This is a genomic window from Pseudomonas sp. PS01270, from assembly GCF_029959775.1.
GTDB classification, from domain to species: Bacteria; Pseudomonadota; Gammaproteobacteria; order Pseudomonadales; family Pseudomonadaceae; genus Aquipseudomonas; species Aquipseudomonas atacamensis.
Genome location: NZ_JASCPT010000009.1, coordinates 67,310 through 85,823 on the forward strand (window position 1 = coordinate 67,310; position 18,514 = coordinate 85,823).

19 protein-coding genes and 1 other RNA gene are annotated in these 18,514 nt (G+C 61.8%); 12 read left to right on the top strand and 8 right to left on the bottom strand.

The features are described from left to right. Positions 1-74: 74 nt before the first annotated feature. Positions 75-527 (bottom strand): EVE domain-containing protein, encoded by a 453-nt coding sequence (locus QMX86_RS05545; protein ID WP_122748314.1) that lies wholly within the window; start codon positions 525-527, stop codon positions 75-77. Between the two features lie 197 nt (positions 528-724). On the opposite strand from QMX86_RS05545, the gene QMX86_RS05550 reads away from it, so the two are divergent. Further along, the gene (locus QMX86_RS05550; protein WP_024014743.1) at positions 725-880 is read left to right on the top strand and encodes a hypothetical protein; all 156 of its coding nucleotides are present in this window, start codon (positions 725-727) and stop codon (positions 878-880) included. 35 nt (positions 881-915) lie between these two features. Here the strand turns inward: QMX86_RS05550 and QMX86_RS05555 are convergent, their stop codons facing one another. From QMX86_RS05555 to QMX86_RS05570, 4 genes are all read right to left on the bottom strand, one after another. After that, positions 916-1,521: a 5-formyltetrahydrofolate cyclo-ligase gene (locus tag QMX86_RS05555; RefSeq protein WP_071172157.1), complete on the bottom strand. Its 606-nt coding sequence runs from the start codon at positions 1,519-1,521 to the stop codon at positions 916-918. 80 nt (positions 1,522-1,601) lie between these two features. Beyond that, a non-coding RNA gene (gene ssrS / locus QMX86_RS05560) (6S RNA) lies at positions 1,602-1,780 on the bottom strand. A 30-nt stretch (positions 1,781-1,810) separates the two neighbouring features. Further along, the gene (locus QMX86_RS05565; RefSeq protein WP_016772632.1) at positions 1,811-2,128 is read right to left on the bottom strand and encodes a cell division protein ZapA; all 318 of its coding nucleotides are present in this window, start codon (positions 2,126-2,128) and stop codon (positions 1,811-1,813) included. Next, complete coding sequence (locus QMX86_RS05570) at positions 2,125-2,334, bottom strand: TIGR02449 family protein (RefSeq protein ID WP_007911197.1); 210 nt, start codon at positions 2,332-2,334, stop codon at positions 2,125-2,127. The genes QMX86_RS05565 and QMX86_RS05570 overlap by 4 nt, the downstream gene beginning before the upstream one ends. Before the next feature lie 125 nt (positions 2,335-2,459). On the opposite strand from QMX86_RS05570, the gene QMX86_RS05575 reads away from it, so the two are divergent. The 10 genes from QMX86_RS05575 (at position 2,460) to gcvP (ending at position 15,041) form a co-directional block, all read left to right on the top strand. Then, positions 2,460-3,017: a YecA family protein gene (locus QMX86_RS05575; RefSeq protein ID WP_282387175.1), complete on the top strand. Its 558-nt coding sequence runs from the start codon at positions 2,460-2,462 to the stop codon at positions 3,015-3,017. Between the two features lie 27 nt (positions 3,018-3,044). Then, positions 3,045-4,379 carry a Xaa-Pro aminopeptidase gene (pepP, locus tag QMX86_RS05580; RefSeq protein WP_041476895.1) on the top strand — a complete coding sequence of 445 codons (1,335 nt, stop codon included), beginning with the start codon at positions 3,045-3,047 and terminating at the stop codon, positions 4,377-4,379. Continuing rightward, positions 4,376-5,563, top strand: coding sequence for a 2-octaprenyl-6-methoxyphenyl hydroxylase (gene ubiH, locus QMX86_RS05585; protein ID WP_212617402.1), 1,188 nt, complete (start codon positions 4,376-4,378; stop codon positions 5,561-5,563). Before pepP ends, ubiH begins: the two co-directional genes overlap by 4 nt. Then, positions 5,556-6,041, top strand: coding sequence for a DUF4442 domain-containing protein (locus QMX86_RS05590; RefSeq protein WP_039757437.1), 486 nt, complete (start codon positions 5,556-5,558; stop codon positions 6,039-6,041). Before ubiH ends, QMX86_RS05590 begins: the two co-directional genes overlap by 8 nt. 9 nt (positions 6,042-6,050) lie before the next feature. Beyond that, the gene (locus QMX86_RS05595) at positions 6,051-7,268 is read left to right on the top strand and encodes a 2-octaprenyl-3-methyl-6-methoxy-1,4-benzoquinol hydroxylase (RefSeq protein WP_282387182.1); all 1,218 of its coding nucleotides are present in this window, start codon (positions 6,051-6,053) and stop codon (positions 7,266-7,268) included. A gap of 219 nt (positions 7,269-7,487) precedes the next feature. After that, positions 7,488-8,492 carry an extracellular solute-binding protein gene (locus QMX86_RS05600; protein ID WP_122506180.1) on the top strand — a complete coding sequence of 335 codons (1,005 nt, stop codon included), beginning with the start codon at positions 7,488-7,490 and terminating at the stop codon, positions 8,490-8,492. A gap of 153 nt (positions 8,493-8,645) precedes the next feature. Further along, on the top strand, positions 8,646-10,262 hold the full coding sequence (locus tag QMX86_RS05605) for an iron ABC transporter permease (RefSeq protein WP_282387559.1): 1,617 nt from the start codon (positions 8,646-8,648) through the stop codon (positions 10,260-10,262). Positions 10,263-10,417: 155 nt separating this feature from the next. Then, positions 10,418-11,500, top strand: coding sequence for a glycine cleavage system aminomethyltransferase GcvT (gene gcvT, locus QMX86_RS05610; RefSeq protein ID WP_282387561.1), 1,083 nt, complete (start codon positions 10,418-10,420; stop codon positions 11,498-11,500). 47 nt (positions 11,501-11,547) lie between these two features. Continuing rightward, positions 11,548-11,931, top strand: coding sequence for a glycine cleavage system protein GcvH (gene gcvH, locus QMX86_RS05615; protein WP_073470982.1), 384 nt, complete (start codon positions 11,548-11,550; stop codon positions 11,929-11,931). Between the two features lie 236 nt (positions 11,932-12,167). After that, complete coding sequence (gene gcvP / locus QMX86_RS05620) at positions 12,168-15,041, top strand: aminomethyl-transferring glycine dehydrogenase (protein WP_282387305.1); 2,874 nt, start codon at positions 12,168-12,170, stop codon at positions 15,039-15,041. A 175-nt stretch (positions 15,042-15,216) separates the two neighbouring features. Here the strand turns inward: gcvP and QMX86_RS05625 are convergent, their stop codons facing one another. The 3 genes from QMX86_RS05625 to QMX86_RS05635 all read right to left on the bottom strand — a co-directional run bounded on the left by QMX86_RS05625 (position 15,217) and on the right by QMX86_RS05635 (position 17,817). Continuing rightward, a complete protein-coding gene (locus tag QMX86_RS05625; RefSeq protein ID WP_172667868.1) occupies positions 15,217-15,537 on the bottom strand; it encodes a DUF2388 domain-containing protein in 321 nt (106 codons plus the stop codon). A 65-nt stretch (positions 15,538-15,602) separates the two neighbouring features. Next, positions 15,603-17,387 (bottom strand): GspE/PulE family protein, encoded by a 1,785-nt coding sequence (locus tag QMX86_RS05630; protein WP_122506176.1) that lies wholly within the window; start codon positions 17,385-17,387, stop codon positions 15,603-15,605. Between the two features lie 64 nt (positions 17,388-17,451). Continuing rightward, a complete protein-coding gene (locus QMX86_RS05635; protein WP_282387302.1) occupies positions 17,452-17,817 on the bottom strand; it encodes a hypothetical protein in 366 nt (121 codons plus the stop codon). A 126-nt stretch (positions 17,818-17,943) separates the two neighbouring features. Here QMX86_RS05635 and QMX86_RS05640 point away from each other — a divergent pair, with 126 nt between their 5' ends. Next, positions 17,944-18,408 carry an Lrp/AsnC family transcriptional regulator gene (locus QMX86_RS05640; protein WP_024014730.1) on the top strand — a complete coding sequence of 155 codons (465 nt, stop codon included), beginning with the start codon at positions 17,944-17,946 and terminating at the stop codon, positions 18,406-18,408. Positions 18,409-18,514 lie beyond the last annotated feature (106 nt).

Consider the following 18,514-nt stretch of genomic DNA (forward strand, 5'->3'; position numbering starts at 1 on the left):
CACTCCCACATTGGACTGCATGTTCCTGTGGGAGCGAGCCTGCTCGCGAAAGCTATTTATCAGGCAAAAATGAATCAGGGTTTGAGCGCGATGACTGCCGCCCACTGCTCCGCCGTCACCGGCATCACCGACAACCGCGAGCCCTTCTGCACCAGCGGCAGCTCCGCCAGCGCCGTCTGCTGCTTCAGATAATCGAGCTTCAACACCCGTTTGAACGTCTCGACATGCTCGACATCGATCGCGCTCCAGGCATTTTTTTCTGCAGTAGCCTTCGGATCGAAGTAATGGCTGTCGGGCTCCAGCGCCGTCGGATCGGGATACGCTGCTTCGATAATTTTGCCAATCCCGGCAATCCCCGGCTCGGGGCAGCTGGAATGGTAGAAAAAGAACTCGTCACCAACGGCCATCGCCCGCAGGAAATTGCGCGCCTGATAGTTGCGAACCCCGTCCCAGCGCGCCTTGCCGAGCTTTTCCAGACCCTTGATCGAGAGTTCGTCGGGCTCTGATTTCATCAGCCAGTAGGCCATGTGGTGTGCTCCTGAAGCGGTCATTGGGCAGGTTGTCGGGCAATTTTATGACAAACCGACAGTCGGTTGACGTCAGCGTTTGCGCACAGGTTCACGTTGCCGCAAAATGCCGGCCTTTAAAGCTTGACGCTGCTGCACGGCCTACGAACGGAAACCGCTGCTGTCATCGTGATGATGTGCCTTGAGGGGGGCAATCGATGAAACGCAAACCGGATTTGCTATGGACTTTGGTAATTTTGTTTGGCCTGGGCGTGGTGACCACCGGTTACGCGCAGAGCCTGTGGGCGAACAAGACCGACGCGCCGATTGAAGTGGCGCAACAGGTGCAACAGTCGACCGCTTTCAAACGCTGAACCTGTCTCTTCGACGCCGCTGTTCCATGCGGCGTCTACTCTGCGAAATACCACGCCTTGTCGGTAACCGTGCCTTGTAACGGGACATCCCAACTCGCCTGCGCCAGACGTTCGACCTTCTGACACTCATGGGCCAGGCCCAGCAGCGTCGGCTTGCGCCAGTTATTGCGGCGGGCCAGATAGGCGAGGCTGCGATCATAAAATCCGCCGCCCATGCCCAGGCGCCCGCCGACATCGTCAAACCCCACCAGCGGCAACAGCACCAGATCCAGCGCCCAGACCTTGCGTTGCCGAGCCAGATTGGCCCGGGGCTCGAGGATGCGGAAGCGATTGGGCGTGAGCTTTTCGCCGGGGCGGATGCGCTGGAAGACCATTTTCGTTCGTGGCCACGCGCTGAGTACCGGCAGATAAGTCGCCTTGCCACGACGCTGGGCTTCGCGCAGCAGCAGGCGCGGATCGATTTCACCGTCGGTGGGCAAATACAGAGAGATATGTTTCGCCCGGCGAAAGTGCGGGTCTTGCGCCAATTGCCGGAACAGGCCTTTGGCAGCCCGGCGTTGTTCGCCCGGCGTCAGTGCGCGGCGCGCCTTGCGCAGCAGGCGGCGGAGTTGCGGGCGGGGCAGCAGCGCGGGTTCGGTCATGGTTCGGCTTCGGCAGGTGGATGCAAAAACGTACGCATAAAAAATCCGATGTCGGCATACACCGACATCGGATTCGAATCAGGCTCCCCGGATGAACCGCTGTCAACTCAGCCCTTGAACCCGAAAGTTCAAGGTGGAAGAAGCAGTAGACTTTAAGGCTTTCCGTCTAGCGGACATGCACACCAGCCCAACGTGCAACTTCCAGGGTAGTGCGAATCGGCTCCGGGACATCGTCAACTGGCAAGCACCCCAGGGAGTGCCGCGAGTATACCTCAAGCTGTCAGTCGAATCAGCCCTTGGCGGTGTTCTGATCGTCGGCCAGGACCAGATCGACACGATCGAGCAAGTCGCGTACCTGTTCGCGGGTCGAACCGCTGGCCTGGATGTCCGGGCGCTCTTCTTTGTGCAACAGGTCGTGGGTGATGTTCAGCGCGGCCATCACGGCAATGCGGTCGGCGCCGATGACTTTGCCGCTGCTGCGGATCTCGCGCATCTTGCCGTCCAGGTAGCGGGCGGCGCTGACCAGATTGCTGCGTTCTTCCGGCGGGCAGATGATCGAATACTCTTTGTCGAGGATCTGCACGGTAACGCTATTGCTTGAACTCATGAGTCTTGCTCCAGGGCCTTGAGGCGCGAAATCATCGATTCGACCTTACGCCGGGCGATTTCGTTTTTTTCAATGAGGTGAGCGCGTTCCTCGCGCCAGGTTTTTTCCTGAGCTAGTAAGAGTGCGTTTTGACTCTTAAGTTGCTCGACTCGGCCAATCAGCAGTTCGAGTCTGGCCATCAGCGCTTGCAGGTCGGTGTCTTCCATTGGGTCCACGTGTTCGTCTGATGGGTGGTAACTGGCGGACAGCCTTTAATGGTCTTGGCGGGGCTGTCGATGTAGGATACAAGGCCTTCATTCTAGACATAGCGCCGTCTGGCGCCTAGCTGCCCATGACCATTGCGAATTCCCCGTACCAAGCCTTTGCCACCCTGCTGACTGCCAGCGGCCACAACGTCTCGCCTGCCGAACTGCACGGCGTGCTGCTCGGGCGCAGTTGCGCCGGGGCCGGCTTCGATCACGAAGGCTGGCTGATCGACGCCGCCGAACTGCTCGAAGGCGACATCCAGGACAACGTCCGCAACGCCCTGATCGGCCTGCAGGAGATGGTCAAAGGCGAGCTGACCGGCGACGACGTCACTGTCGTGCTGCTGCTGCCGACCGACGATGCACCGCTGGCCGACCGCGCTGCCGCACTGGGCGAGTGGTGCCAGGGCTTCCTCAGCGGTTTCGGTCTGACCCGCCGTGCTTATGCACTGAGTGACGAAGCCAACGAAGTGCTGCGGGATCTGGCCGCCATCGCTCAGGTGCAGGACGCGCTGGAAGAATCCGAAGACGGCGAATCCGACTACATGGAAGTCATGGAATACCTGCGCGTCGCGCCGTTGCTGCTGTTCTCGGAAACCAAAAAAGCCGATGTGCCGCCAGCCGCCAAGCCGTCGCTGCATTAATCGCGTGCCAGGGAAAGCCATCTGCCCATGACCCATATCCCCAAAGCGGAATACAGCCGTCGCCGCAAGGCCCTGATGGCGCAGATGGAACCCAACAGCATCGCGATCCTGCCCGCCGCCGCGGTGGCCATCCGCAACCGCGACGTCGAGCACGTCTATCGTCAGGACAGCGACTTCCAGTACCTCAGCGGTTTCCCCGAGCCACAAGCCGTCATCGTCCTGATGCCCGGCCGCGAGCACGGCGAGTACATCCTGTTCTGTCGTGAACGCAACGCCGAACGCGAATTGTGGGATGGCCTGCGCGCAGGGCAGGAAGGCGCGATCCGCGAGTACGGCGCCGACGACGCCTTTCCGATTACTGACATCGACGACATTCTTCCCGGCCTGATCGAAGGCCGCGACCGGGTGTATTCGGCGATGGGCAGCAACCCTGAATTCGATCGGCATTTGATGGACTGGATCAACGTGATCCGCTCCAAGGCGCACCTCGGCGCGCAGCCGCCGAATGAATTCGTTGCCCTGGATCACCTCCTGCACGACATGCGCCTGTATAAATCGGCGGCAGAAGTGAAGGTGATGCGCGAAGCCGCGCGGATTTCGGCGCAGGCGCATATCCGCGCGATGCAGGCCAGTCGTCCGGGGCTGTATGAATACAGCCTCGAAGCCGAACTGGATTACGAATTCCGCAAGGGCGGGGCGAAGATGCCGGCCTACGGTTCGATCGTCGCCGCCGGGCGCAACAGCTGCATCCTGCATTACCAGCAGAATGACGCGTTGCTCAAGGACGGCGATCTGGTGTTGATCGACGCCGGTTGCGAGATCGACTGCTACGCCAGCGACATCACCCGCACCTGGCCGGTCAATGGCAGGTTCTCGCCGGAGCAGAAGGCGATCTACGAGTTGGTGCTGGCTTCGCAGGAAGCGGCATTCGCCGAGATTGCCCCCAACAAGCACTGGAACCAGGCGCACGAAGCCACGGTGCGGGTGATCACCGCAGGTCTGGTCAAGCTTGGCTTGTTGCAGGGCGAGGTTGACGAGTTGATCGCCAGCGAAGCCTACAAGGCTTTTTATATGCACCGCGCCGGCCACTGGCTGGGCATGGATGTGCATGACGTTGGCGAGTACAAGGTCGGCGGCGAATGGCGCGTGCTGGAGGTCGGCATGGCGCTGACCGTGGAGCCTGGCATCTACATCGCGGCGGACAATCAGAACGTGGCGAAGAAATGGCGCGGCATTGGCGTGCGCATCGAGGATGACGTGGTCGTGACCCGATCCGGTTGTGAAATACTCACTAGCGGCGTGCCGAAAACCGTCGCCGAGATCGAAGCGCTGATGGCACAAGCAAGGACACACGCAGCATGAGTCGAGTCAATCTGGCAATCATCGGTGGCGGTCTGGTCGGCGCCAGTCTGGCGTTGGCGTTGCAGGCCGGCGCCAAGGCGCAGGGCTGGAAGATCGTCCTGATCGAACCGTTCGCCCCCGGCGACAGTTGGCAGCCGAGCTACGACGCCCGCTCTTCGGCGCTGTCGTTCGGCTCGCGGCAGATTTATCAGCGCCTGGGCGTGTGGCAGGAAATTTCCCGCCGCGCCGAGCCGATCAAACAGATTCACGTCTCCGACCGTGGCCGCTTCTCCACCGCGCGCTTGTCGGCGATGGAAGAGGGTGTGCCAGCGCTCGGTTACGTGGTGGAAAACGCCTGGCTCGGCCAGTGCCTGTGGCAACACCTCGACAAAGACGTGATCACGTGGCGCTGCCCGGCGGAAGTCACGCGCATGGAGCCGTTGGCCGATGGCTATCGCCTGACCCTCAACGATGAAACCACCCTTGAATGCGACCTCGCGGTGCTCGCCGATGGCGGCCGCTCCGGGTTGCGCGAACAGTTGGGCATCAACGTGCGCACGCGCCCGTACAACCAGAGCGCACTGATCGCCAACATCACCCCGAGTGAAGCGCACAACGGCATGGCCTTCGAGCGCTTTACCGATGAGGGGCCGATGGCCCTGCTGCCGCTGCCGGACAATCGCTGCGCACTGGTGTGGACGCGGCTGGGCATGGACGCGCAGCGTCTGACTGAATTGAGCGAGCGTGATTTTCTCAGCGAGCTGCAAGGCGTATTCGGTTACCGCCTCGGCACTTTGAAACAGGTCGGCGCACGGCATCTTTATCCGCTGTCACTGATCGAAGCTGAAGAACAGGTGCGCTCACATCTGGCCGTGCTCGGCAACGCCGCACACAGCCTGCACCCGATCGCCGGCCAGGGCTTCAACCTGTCGCTGCGTGACGCCGATGCATTGGCTGCCGCGCTGCTGGCCAGCGACAAGCCGCTGGGCGACTTCGCCACGTTGCAGGCCTATCGCGAACGGCAGCGCCTCGATCAGGACCTGACCGTGGGCTTCTCCGATCAGGTCACGCGCCTGTTCGGCAGCAGCCAGCCGCTGGTGTCGCTGGGGCGCAATCTCGGCCTGCTCGGCCTCGACCTGCTGCCGCCAGCCAAACGCTGGTTCGCCCGGCAGGCGATGGGCCTGGGAACCCGTCCGGATGCTTGAGTGGCTGAGCAAAAAATTCGGCAAGGCACGATTGATGCGCTGGGTAATGACCTTCTACCCGCCGTATCTCGGCGCCGGAGTGCGCGTTCGGCACATCAGTGACGACTTTCGCGATGTGCAGGTGTCCATGGGTTTGGGCTGGTACAACCGCAACTACGTCGGCACCCAGTTTGGCGGCAGTCTGTATTCGATGGTCGACCCGTTCTTCATGTTGATGCTCATGGAAAACCTCGGTCCGAAATACATCGTCTGGGACAAGGCCGCCGACATCGATTTCATTGCGCCGGGCAAAGGCCCGGTGTTCGCCCGGTTCAACATCGACCAGACTCTGCTCGACGAGATCCGCCGGCAGACCGCCAACGGCGAGAAATACCTGCCGCAGTTGCAGGTCGACATTCATGACGGCGCCGGCAACCTCGTGGCGCGGGTCGGTAAAACCCTTTACGTGCGGCTCAAGCCGCAAGCGAGACAGGCCTAAAGCATGGAAATGCGCGCAGATCTGCTGATTGTCGGAGCCGGAATGGTCGGCAGCGCCCTGGCGCTGGCGTTACAGGACAGTGGGCTGGAAGTGCTGCTGCTCGACGGCAGCCCGTTGAGCGTGAAGCCGTTCGATGCCGAAGCGGCGTTCGAACCGCGCGTCAGTGCATTGTCGGCGGCGAGCCAGCGCATTCTCGAACGCCTTGGCGTCTGGGACGGCATCGCCCAGCGGCGCAGCAGCCCGTACACCGACATGCACGTCTGGGACGGCAGCGGCACCGGGCAGATTCATTTCTCGGCAAGCAGTGTGCATGCCGATGTGCTCGGCCACATCGTCGAAAACCGCGTGGTCCAGGATGCTCTGCTCGAGCGTTTGCATGACTGCGACCTGGGCATGCTGGCCAATGCGCGGCTGGAACAGATGCGTCGCTCCGGCGATGACTGGCTGCTGTCCCTGGCCGATGGCCGCACCTTGCGCGCACCGCTGGTGATCGCGGCGGACGGCGCCAATTCAGCGGTGCGCCGTCTCACTGGGGTGGCGACTCGCGAGTGGGATTATCTGCATCACGCCATCGTCACCAGCGTGCGCTGCAGCCAGCCGCACCGCAAAACCGCGTGGCAGCGCTTTACCGATCACGGGCCATTGGCGTTTCTGCCGCTGGAACGTGATGGTCAGCAGGACTGGTGCTCGATCGTCTGGTCGACCACACCGGCTGAAGCCGAGCGCTTGATGGCGCTGGAAGAGACTGCGTTTTGCGCTGAGCTGGAGCGAGCGTTCGAAGGGCGCCTCGGTGAAGTGATCAGCGCCGACCCGCGTCTGTGCGTGCCGCTGCGTCAGCGTCACGCCAAACGTTATGTCGCTGAAGGCCTGGCCTTGATCGGTGATGCGGCGCACACCATTCACCCGTTGGCGGGGCAGGGTGTGAACCTTGGTTTCCTCGATGCAGCGGTGCTGGCGGAAGTGTTGCTGCAAGCGCATCAGCGCGGTGAGCGACTGGCAGACGTGAAGGTGCTGAGCCGCTACGAGCGTCGGCGTATGCCGCACAATCTGGCGCTGATGGCGGCGATGGAAGGCTTCGAGCGGTTGTTCCAGGCCGACCCGCTGCCACTGCGCTGGTTGCGCAATGCCGGGTTGAAGCTGGTCGAGCAGATGCCCGAGGCGAAGGCGCTGTTTGTGCGCGAGGCGCTGGGGCTGACCGGTGATCTTCCAGCTCTGGCAAAGCCCTGACCGCCTCATTGAGGCTGATGCCCCTTCGCGAGCAGGCTCGCTCCCACAGTTGAGATGCATTCCAATGTGGGAGCGAGCCTGCTCGCGAAAGCGTTCGCCCACTTACCGCAGTTTTGAGTCGTGCAACATCTGGTAACTCCTTCCCCCAGTGTTCGATTGTGGTGGTAAATGTGAGTCCTTATCATTTGGCCCACCTTTCCCGACCGTGAGACCACTCCCATGTTGGCACCCAAGCGTCTTCTGACCGCACTGGCCTTGACCCTGATCGGCAGCACCACTGCCCAGGCCGCCGATGAGGTGGTGGTTTACTCGTCGCGTATCGATGAACTGATCAAACCGGTATTCGATGCCTACACCGCCAAGACCGGGGTGAAGATCAAGTTCATCACCGACAAGGAAGCGCCGCTGATGCAGCGCATCAAGGCCGAAGGTGAAAACGCCACCGCCGACCTGCTGCTCACCGTCGATGCCGGCAACCTGTGGCAGGCCGAGCAGATGGGCATCCTCCAGCCATTCACCTCGAAAACCATCGACACCAACATTCCCGCGCAATATCGCTCGTCCACCCACGCCTGGACCGGCCTGAGCCTGCGCGCGCGGACCATCGCCTATTCCACCGAGCGGGTGAAGCCGGGTGAACTGACCACCTACGAAGCGCTGGCCGACAAGAATTGGGAAGGCCGCCTGTGCCTGCGCACGGCGAAGAAGGTCTACAACCAGTCGCTGACTGCGACCATGATCGAAGTCCACGGCGCCGAGAAGACCGAGAAAATCCTCAAGGGCTGGGTCAACAACCTGTCCACTGACGTGTTCTCCGATGACGTTGCAGTGCTGGAAGCGATCAACGCCGGGCAGTGCGACGTCGGCATCGTCAACACCTACTACTACGGTCGCCTGCACAAGCAAAAGCCTGAACTGCCGGTGAAGCTGTTCTGGCCGAATCAGGCCGATCGCGGTGTGCATGTGAATCTGTCGGGCATCGGCCTGACCAAACATGCACCGCACCCGGAAGCGGCCAAGGCCCTGGTCGAATGGATGACCACGCCTGAGGCACAGAAGATTTTTGCCGACGTGAACCAGGAATTCCCGGCCAACCCGGCGGTGGCGCCATCGGAAGAAGTGGCGGCTTGGGGCAAGTTCATTGCTGATACCTTGCCGGTAGAAGTGGCGGGCAAACGTCAGGCCGAGGCGATCCGGATGATGGATCGGGCGGGGTGGAACTGAGGCGTTTCGTGTAACTGTTGATCGTTCCCACGCTCCGCGTGGGAATGCAGCCCTCGACGCTCTGCGTCGTGCCGCTGAAAGCGTGACGCGGAGCGTCACAGGATGTGTGCCCACGCAGAGCGTGGGCACAATCATTTGAACGAGATTGTTTCCTTGGCCCACCCCGCCCAACGCCGCTGGTACCCCATCGTCTTCGCCATCGCCGCGCTGGTGTTGTTGCCGCTGAGCGTGCTGCTGCTGTCGTGGCAGACCATCGATCAGCAGATCTGGTCGCACCTGTGGCAAACCCAGATGCCGCGTCTGCTCGGCAATACCCTGACGCTGATCCTCGGCGTCGGTGTCGGCGTGACTCTGCTGGGTGTCAGCCTGGCCTGGCTGACCAGCCTCTGTGAATTCCCCGGTCGGCGCTGGCTCGACTGGGCGCTGATGCTGCCCTTCGCCATCCCTGCCTATGTACTGGCGTTCGTCTTCGTCGGCCTGTTGGATTTCGCCGGCCCCGTGCAGTCCCTGTTGCGCGAATGGTTCGGCAGCGGCCTGCGCCTGCCACGGGTGCGTTCCACCGGCGGGGTGATCGTGGTGCTGGTGCTGGTTTTTTATCCCTACGTTTATCTGCTGGCGCGTACCGCTTTTCTGGCTCAGGGCAAAGGTTTGATGGAAGCGGCGCGGGTGCTCGGCCAGTCGCCGTGGCAGGCGTTCTGGCGGGTTGCGCTGCCGATGGCGCGTCCGGCGATTGGCGCGGGCGTGGCGCTGGCGCTGATGGAAACCCTCGCCGATTTTGGCGCGGTGTCGGTGTTCAATTTCGACACATTCACCACGGCAATCTACAAGACCTGGTACGGCTTCTTCAGCCTGCCCAGCGCCGCACAACTGGCCAGTCTGTTGCTGCTGGTGGTGATGCTGGTGCTGTACGGCGAGCGCCGTGCGCGCGGGGCGAATCGGGCCAGCAATGAGCGGCCACGGGTGAAGGCGCTGTATCACCTGCGCGGGCTCAAGGCGTTCGCGGCGACAGGCTGGTGTGGATTGGTGTTCGCCTGCGCCTTCGTCATCCCGGTGCTGCAACTGATCGTGTGGTTCTGGCAGCGTGGACGCTTCGATCTGGACGAGCGCTACGCCGGACTGATTCTGCACACGCTGTACCTGGGTGCCATGGCGGCGCTGATCACCGTCAGCGTTGCGCTGTTGCTGGCGTTTGCCCGGCGCCTGGCACCGACCCAAGCGATCAACTCCGGGGTCGGTCTGGCCAATCTCGGCTACGCGTTGCCCGGTTCGGTGCTGGCGGTGTCGATCATGCTCGCCTTCAGTTATCTGGATCGTGAACTGGTGATTCCGCTCTCCGCCTGGCTCGGTGGTGCCGGCAAACCGTTGCTGCTCGGCAGCCTCGCGGCGTTGCTGATGGCTTATCTGGTGCGCTTCATTGCCGTCGCCTATGGGCCGCTGGAAAGCAGTCTGGCGCGTATACGGCCATCTTTGCCCGAAGCGGCACGTAGTCTGGGTGTCAGTGGGCCGCGACTGTTTTTCAAAGTGTATCTGCCGCTGCTGCTGCCCGGCACCTTGAGCGCCGCGTTGCTGGTGTTCGTCGATGTGCTCAAGGAAATGCCTGCGACCCTGCTGATGCGCCCGTTTGGCTGGGACACGCTGGCGGTGCGCATCTTTGAAATGACCAGTGAAGGCGAATGGGCGCGCGCCTCATTGCCGGCATTGACCCTGGTGCTGGTCGGGTTGTTGCCGGTCATCGGCCTAATCCGACGTTCGGCGCACCGAAACACTTAGTCGTCAGTCCTACATCATGCGGCTACAATGCGCGGCATTCGGTGCGGTTCGTCTGACAGACCCGTGCGCTGGGATCGGCTGCAAGCCTTATTCATCAAGGCTTTCCGCCGTATAGCGGCGGTCCGCACCCTCGCCACGCCCGGAAGGAGAAACCCATGGGACAGCGTACGCCTCTGTATGACCTGCACCTCGCGCTCGGCGCGAAGATGGTCGATTTTGGCGGTTGGGACATGCCACTGCATTACGGCTCGCAGGTCGAGGAGCACCACGAAGTGCGCCGCGATTGCGGGGTGTTCGATGTTTCCCATATGACCGTGATCGATGTCACCGGCGCCCAGGCCAAGGCCTGGCTCCAGCATCTGCTGGCCAACGACGTCGAACGACTGCACCGCCCCGGCCGGGCGTTGTACAGCACCATGCTCAATGAGCGCGGTGGCATCGTCGACGACATGATCGTCTATCGCCTCGACGACGCGTACCGGCTGGTGTTCAACGCCTCGACCCGCGATCAGGATCTGGCCTGGATGAACGCCCAGCTCGGCGCCTACGACGTGCAACTGCACGAGCGCGCCGAGCTGGCGATGCTCGCCATCCAGGGCCCGCAGGCCCGGCACAAGATTGCCGAACTGGTGACCCAGTCGCGCGCCACGCTGATCCAGCAACTCAAACCTTTCGAAGGCGCCATCGACGGCGACTGGTTCATCGCGCGTACCGGTTACACCGGCGAGGATGGCCTGGAAATCTGCCTGCCGGCCAATCAGGCGCCGGGTTTCTTCAACGATCTGGTCGGTGCGGGTATTTCGCCGATCGGTCTCGGTGCTCGCGACACCTTGCGGGTCGAGGCCGGAATGAACCTGTACGGTCAGGACATTCATCAGGACGTTTCACCGCTGGCCTCGAACATGGCCTGGAGCATCGCCTGGGAGCCGGCCTCGCGGCAGTTCATCGGCCGTGCGGCGCTGGAGGCGGAAAAAGCCACCGGCGTGGCGCACAAACTGGTCGGTCTGGTGCTGGAAGAGCGCGGGGTTTTGCGCGCTCACCAAGTGGTTCGCATCGCCGATGTTGGCGAAGGGGAGATCACCAGTGGTAGTTTCTCTCCTACGCTGAGCAAATCGATTGCCCTGGCGCGTGTTCCGATGGCAACCGCCGACCGCGCCGAAGTGGAAATCCGTGGCAAGTGGTATCCGGTGCGAGTGGTCAAACCGGCCTTCGTACGCCATGGCAAAACCTTGATCTAACCTTTTCTGGCGGGTATGACCGCTGACCAATTTCCGAGGAACCGAAGATGAGCGATATCCCTGCCGAACTGCGTTTTGCCGAAAGTCATGAATGGGCGCGTCTGGAAACCGACGGCACCGTCACCGTGGGCATCAGCGATCACGCGCAGGAAGCGCTTGGCGACGTGGTGTTCGTCGAACTGACCGAAGTCGGCAAGGTGTTCGCCGCCGGTGACCAATCCGGCGTGGTCGAGTCAGTGAAAGCCGCCTCCGACATCTACGCCCCGGTCAGCGGTGAGGTCATCGCGATCAACGAAGACCTGAGCGGCTCGCCCGAACTGCTGAACTCCGACCCGTACGGCGCGTGGATCTTCAAGCTCAAGCCAAGCGACAAGGCCGAGCTGGACAAGCTGCTGGATGCTGCGGCTTACAAGGCTGCCATCGGCGAGTAAGTCGCCGGCAACACGCAAAGCCCCGATTCGTCGGGGCTTTTTTATGGGTGACGAGTATCCCTTTGTGGGAGCGAGCCTGCTCGCGAAAGCGCCATATCAGTCAATGCCAAGGTTTCTGAAACACCGCTTTCGCGAGCAGGCTCGCTCCCACAGGGGCGGCGTGATCTTGAAAATTCGCCTGCTATGCTGGTTTGACCGTGTCGATTGACGCCAAGCGCCAGCCAGGAGAGCCCGTCATGTCCCAGTCGCCGTCCCTGAGCCAGTTACGCGATCCCGAAGCCTTTCTGCGCCGCCACCTCGGCCCGGATGCCGCCGAGCAGCAGGCGATGCTCGACAGCCTCGGCCTGGGCAGTCGCGCCGAGCTGATCGAGCAGACCGTGCCGCCGGGCATTCGCTTGAATCGCGCACTGGATCTGCCGCCAGCCCTCGACGAACAGACTGCGCTGGCGAAACTCCGCGGTTATGCCGAGCAGAATCAGCTGTTCACCAGCCTGATCGGCATGGGCTATCACGGCACCGTCACGCCGACCGTCATCTTGCGCAACGTGCTGGAAAATCCCGGCTGGTACACCGCGTACACCCCATATCAACCAGAGATCGCCCAGGGCCGGCTCGAAGCCCTGCTGAATTTTCAGCAGCTGACCATCGACCTCACCGGCCTGGAACTGGCCAACGCCTCGCTGCTCGATGAGGCTACCGCAGCGGCCGAAGCCATGGCTTTGGCCAAGCGCGTGGCGAAGTCGAAGAGCAATCTGTTTTTTGTGGATGAAAATTGCCATCCGCAAACCCTCTCCGTGGTACAGACCCGCGCCGAAGGTTTCGGCTTCGAGCTGATCGTCGACGCGGTGGATAACCTGGCGCAGCACGAGGTGTTCGGCGCGCTGCTGCAATACCCCGACACCCACGGCGAAATCCGCGATCTCGAACCCTTGATCAACCACCTGCACGCGCAACAGGCCCTGGCCTGCGTCGCCACCGATTTGCTCAGCTTGCTGGTGCTGACGCCGCCGGGTGAGTTGGGTGCCGATGTGGTGTTCGGTTCGTCCCAGCGTTTCGGTGTGCCGATGGGTTATGGCGGCCCGCACGCGGCGTTCTTCGCCAGCCGCGAGGAATACAAACGAGCGATTCCGGGGCGGATCATCGGTGTGTCGAAAGATGCTCGCGGCAACGTCGCGCTGCGCATGGCCCTGCAAACACGCGAGCAACACATCCGCCGCGAGAAAGCCAATTCGAACATCTGCACCGCGCAGGTGCTGCTGGCCAATATCGCCAGTTGCTACGCGGTGTATCACGGCCCGGAGGGTTTGAAGCGTATCGCCCAGCGCGTGCATCGCCTGACCTGCCTCCTTGCGGCGGGACTCGAGCGCAACGGCATCAAACGGCTCAACAGGCAGTTCTTCGACACGCTGACTCTGGAGGTCGGCGGTGCACAAACCGCAATCATCGAAAGCGCTCAGGCAGCGCAGATCAACCTGCGCATTCTTGGGCGCGGCCGCGTCGGTCTGAGTCTGGACGAGACCTGTGATGAACACACCGTGGCGAAGCTGTTCGATGTGCTGCTCGGCGCCGATCACGGCCTGAGCGTGGATGCGCTTGATGCGCAGGACATCGCCTCGGGAATTCCCGACGAACTCCAGCGCAGTACGCCGTACCTGCAACATCCGGTGTTCAACGCTCACCACAGCGAAACCGAGATGCTGCGTTACCTCAAACAGCTGGAAAACAAGGACCTGGCGCTCAACCAATCGATGATCCCGCTGGGCTCGTGCACGATGAAGCTCAACGCCACCAGCGAGATGATCCCGATCACCTGGCCGCAGTTCGCCCATCTGCATCCGTTTGTGCCGAGGGAGCAGGCTGTCGGTTACACGCTGATGATCGAGGAGCTTGAGCGTTGGCTCTGCGCGATTACCGGTTTCGATGCGATCTGCATGCAGCCCAACTCCGGCGCCCAGGGCGAGTACGCCGGGCTGCTGGCGATCCGTAAATATTACGAGAGCCGAGGGGAGGGCGCGCGGGATATCTGCCTGATTCCGTCGTCGGCTCACGGCACCAATCCAGCGTCGGCGCAGATGGCCGGGATGCGTGTGGTCATTGTCGAATGCGATGAGGCGGGCAATGTCGATCTGGATGATTTGCAGCTGAAAGCCGCGGAGGCCGGGAATAAGTTGTCGTGCCTGATGGCGACTTATCCGTCGACCCATGGGGTTTACGAGGAAGGCATCAGCGAAATCTGCGCAGTGATCCATCAGCACGGCGGCCAGGTGTATATGGATGGCGCCAATCTCAACGCCCAGGTCGGCCTGGCCAGACCAGCGGACATTGGCGCCGACGTCTCGCACATGAACCTGCACAAGACCTTCTGCATTCCTCATGGCGGCGGCGGGCCGGGCATGGGCCCGATCGGGGTTCGCGCGCATCTGGCGCCGTTCGTCGCCAATCATCCGGTGGTGCCGATTGACGGGCCGCTGGCACAGAACGGTGCAGTCAGCGCAGCGCCGTGGGGCAGTGCGAGCATTTTGCCGATCAGCTGGATGTATATCGTCATGATGGGGCCGCAACTGGCGGACGCCAGCGAGGTGGCGATTCTGGCGGCGAATTATCTGGCGCAGCATTTATCCGGCGCGTTTCCGGTGCTCTACACCGGGCGCAATGGCCGGGTGGCGCATGAATGCATTCTTGATCTGCGCCCGCTGAAGGCGCAGACCGGCATCAGCGAGGAAGACGTCGCCAAGCGGCTGATGGATTACGGCTTCCACGCGCCGACCATGTCCTTCCCGGTACCGGGTACGTTGATGGTCGAGCCGACCGAGAGCGAATCCAAGGCAGAACTCGACCGCTTCATCGCGGCGATGCTGAGCATTCGCGCCGAGATCAATGAAGTGCAGAAGGGCAACTGGCCGGGCGAAGACAATCCGCTCAAACGCGCGCCGCATACCTTGGCCGATGTCACTGGGATCTGGGAACGGCCTTACAGCATCGAACAGGCCATCACCCCGGATGCGCACACACGCTTGCACAAATATTGGCCGGCGGTGAATCGGGTGGATAACGTTTATGGCGATCGCAATCTGTATTGCGCGTGTGTGCCGGTGGATGATTACCGCTGACATTCAGCCTGTATGCAGTCATCGTGGGATCGAGCTTGCTCGCGAAAGCGTCGTGTCAGACGCCGCTTATTTTGGATGTGAAATTGCCTTCGCGAGCAAGCTCGCTCCCACAGGGTTTTGTATCGGGTTCAGAATCCGGGCAAAAAAATGCCGCTCGTTTGAGCGGCATTTTTTGTTACTCGGAAGCCACGGCGTTCTTCGCCAGAATCGCGTTCGCCAGTTCCATGTCCGAAGCCTGCAGGCCCGGGTTGTCGGCGCGTACTTTCTGCATCGCTGCTTCCAGGTACGGGCCACGGATGCCGCCGTCGCTGGCGACGAAGCTGCCGGCGTCGTCCTGGGCGGCGACGATCAGCTTGTGATCCTTGAACGTCAGGTAGGTCGAACCGGTGGTGGCGCCGGAGGAGATGACGTTACGCCAAAAGCTGTCCGCCATGGCCGAACCAACGGGAAGCGACAGCAGGGCCAAGGTGGCGACAGCGAGTTTGAGACGCATGATGAGGTGACTCCTGGGATTGACTACGGGGTTGGATAGCCGATCCCCCGATCCAGTTCCGTGCTGAATTATTTCAACTCACTTTGCGGCGTCACCCGCAGCACTTCTTCCACCGTGGTCAGCCCCGCCGCGACTTTCTGCGCGCCGGACAGGCGCAGGCTGCGCATGCCTTCCTTGAAGGCCTGACGCCTGATCGCGGTGAGGTCGGTATCCGGGGTGATCAGCGCTTTGAGGCTGTCGCTCAGTTGCATGATTTCGTAGACCCCGGCGCGGCCGCGATAGCCGGTGTCGCGGCATTCCAGGCATCCGATCGCCCGTTGCGCATTGCTCGGCAGCGGCGCCTGCCAGGGCCGGGTCAGGGTTTGCCAGTCTTCATCTTCGAGCGTCAGCGGCGCCTTGCAGTGCGGACATAAAGTGCGCACCAGACGCTGGGCCATGACCCCGAGCACGGTGGCTTTGATCAGGTAATGCGGCACACCGAGTTCGAGCAAACGGCTGATGGCGCTCGGCGCGTCGTTGGTGTGCAGGGTGGACAGGACCAAGTGCCCGGTGAGCGCGGCCTGAATCGCCATTTCCGCCGTTTCCAGATCGCGGATCTCGCCGATCATGATGATGTCCGGGTCCTGTCGCATCAGCGCGCGCACCCCGGCGGCGAAGGTCAGTTCGATGTTGTGCTGCACCTGCATCTGGTTGAAGGCCGGCTCGACCATTTCGATCGGGTCTTCGATGGTGCAGAGGTTGACCTCTGGCGTCGCCAGTTTTTTCAGCGTGGTGTACAGGGTCGTGGTCTTGCCAGAACCGGTCGGCCCGGTGACCAGAATGATGCCATTGGGCTGGCGGGTCATGTCCTGCCAGCGGCGCAGGTCGTCGGCGCTGAAACCCAACTGGTCGAAATTCTTCAGCAGCACTTCCGGGTCGAAAATCCGCATGACCATTTTTTCGCCGAACGCCGTCGGCAAGGTCGACAAACGCAACTCCACTTCGCCGCCGTCCGGGGTCTTGGTCTTGACCCGGCCATCCTGGGGTTTGCGCTTTTCCGCGACGTTCATGCGGCCAAGGCTTTTCAGGCGGCTGACGATCGCCATCGTCACCTGCGGCGGGAATTGATAGACGTTGTGCAACACGCCGTCGATGCGAAAGCGCACGGTGCCGTGCTCACGGCGCGGTTCGATGTGGATATCGCTGGCGCGCTGCTGGAAGGCGTATTGGAACAGCCAGTCGACGATGTTGACGATGTGCGCGTCGTTGGCGTCCGGCTCCTGATCGCTGGCGCCGAGGTTGAGCAGTTGTTCGAAGTTGCCAAGGTTGCCGCTCTGGGCGTCGGCATTGCTGGCACCGCTGACCGATTTGGCCAGCCGGAAAAACTCGACGCTGAAGCGCTGGATGTCGACCGGGTTGGCCACGACCCGTTTGATCGGCAGCTTCAATACGTGGGTCAGGTCAGCTTCCCAACCGCTGACGTAGGGCTGAGCGCTGGCCACGGTAACCGAGTCGCGGTCCACGGCGACGGCGAGAATCTTGTGGCGCTGGGCGAAGGCATAGGACATCAGCGGCGTGATCGCCGCGACATTGATTTTCAGCGGATCAATGCGCAAATACGGCTGACCGGCCTGTTGCGCCAGCCACAGGGTCAGGCTTTCCAGATCCAGATGTTTGCCCGGACGGCTGAGGTCGTCGAGTTGCTGGCTGGCGATGAATTCCAGCGGATGCATCTGCCCGTGAGCAGCATGGCGACGGCGGGCATTGAGCGCCTGTTCCGCCGCGTCCTGGCAGATGAAGCCTTGGGCGACCAGTTCCCGTAATACATCGTTGAGGTCCAGCCAGCGGTCCTGAGTGACAAATTGAACGGACATGCGGCTTTCCTTTTTAAGCGTCATGCGCAAAAGAATAGTCGTGGCTCTGCTGACCGTTGGGCCACTACCCGACGAAGCCGTTGCCGGATTTGTCAGCCGGCAGCCTGGGCGGCGCCTGCCACGCCGCGTCGGCGTTGTGCAGGTCCACTGTGCAGACGCTGATCAGGTTGCGCAGTTTCTCCGCGATCACTTGCGCGCGATGCCAGCTCAGGCCGCTCATGAGCAGATCGATCGACAGCAGATCGTCTTGCCGCTGCACGTTCACCTGCTCCGGCGTCAGAAACTGCAAGGCGAACAGATTCAGCACCCGCACCAGCAGATCCGGCTCGGCCTTGGCGAGGATCCGGTACTGCGCCAGGCAATGGGCGTTGTTGACGTTCCAGACATCGGCGCGGGTGGCGGGGCTGTTCACGGCTTCAAGGTGCGGCATTGGTGAATCTCCAGATCAGTGGAGAAATTTTTACATTCGGTGCGGGGTATTTCTTGGCTATGATCGGCGTCTGAGCGGATTTATCGAAAGAGTTGATTCGTGAAAGCTGATTTTTGAGGATTTTTTATGCACAGCGAGCTGGATGCCTACGACCGCAAGATCCTCGCCTTGCTCCAGGAAGACGCCTCGCTGTCGAGCGCGCAGATCGCCGAGCAGGTCGGCCTGTCGCAATCGCCGTGCTGGCGGCGGATTCAGCGGATGAAGGAGGAGGGCATCATTCGCGGTCAGGTGACCTTGCTGGATCGCAAGAAGATCGGCCTGAACACGCAGATCTTCGCCGAGATCAAACTCAACGCTCATGGGCGTTCGAACTTCACCGAATTCACCGAGGCGATTCGCGGCTTTCCGGAAGTGCTGGAGTGTTATGTGCTGATGGGGGCGGTGGATTTCATGCTGCGCATTGTCGCGGCGGATATCGAGGCGTACGAGCGGTTCTTTTTCGAAAAGCTGTCGCTGGTGCCGGGGATACAGGAAGTGAATTCGATCGTGGCGCTGTCGGAGATCAAGTCCACCACCAGCCTGCCGGTCTAGTGCGGATGGCCTTTGTGGCGAGGGGATTCATCCCCGCTGGGCTGCGCAGCGGTCCCCGCTTTTTTAAGAACGGGGCCGCTTTGCGACCCAGCGGGGATGAATCCCC